The organism is Pseudomonas sp. 2995-1, assembly GCF_002742505.1.
GTDB lineage: Bacteria > Pseudomonadota > Gammaproteobacteria > Pseudomonadales > Pseudomonadaceae > Aquipseudomonas > Aquipseudomonas sivasensis.
This window is the reverse complement of the sequence record NZ_LJSA01000017.1, coordinates 1-228: the sequence shown is the minus strand read 5'-3', so window position 1 is coordinate 228 and position 228 is coordinate 1. Positions and strand designations below refer to the sequence as shown.

The following is a 228-nucleotide window of genomic DNA, read 5'->3' as shown; positions in this document are numbered from 1 at the left end:
GAGTATTCTGATGAAGTGCTTGTGGTTACGAATCTAGAGATGACTGCATTGAAAAATACAAGGCTTATTTTAGAAACACTTGAACAGCTAGAGTTTCGTAGTAAATCTCGTTTAATCTTAAACAGGTACACAATGGAGAGCCTTATTAAATATAATGATGTCCCGAAAATGTTAGGTGAAGAAAATGTAATAAATATACCGAATAATTTTAAACTGGCATCCCAATCA

General features: G+C 32.9%; 1 protein-coding gene. It reads left to right on the top strand.

The window, feature by feature from the left end; all coding sequences use genetic code 11:
- Positions 1 to 39: 39 nt before the first annotated feature.
- A partial coding sequence (locus AOA61_RS31625) for a hypothetical protein (RefSeq protein ID WP_218197284.1) occupies positions 40 to 228 on the top strand: 189 nt, incomplete at its 3' end.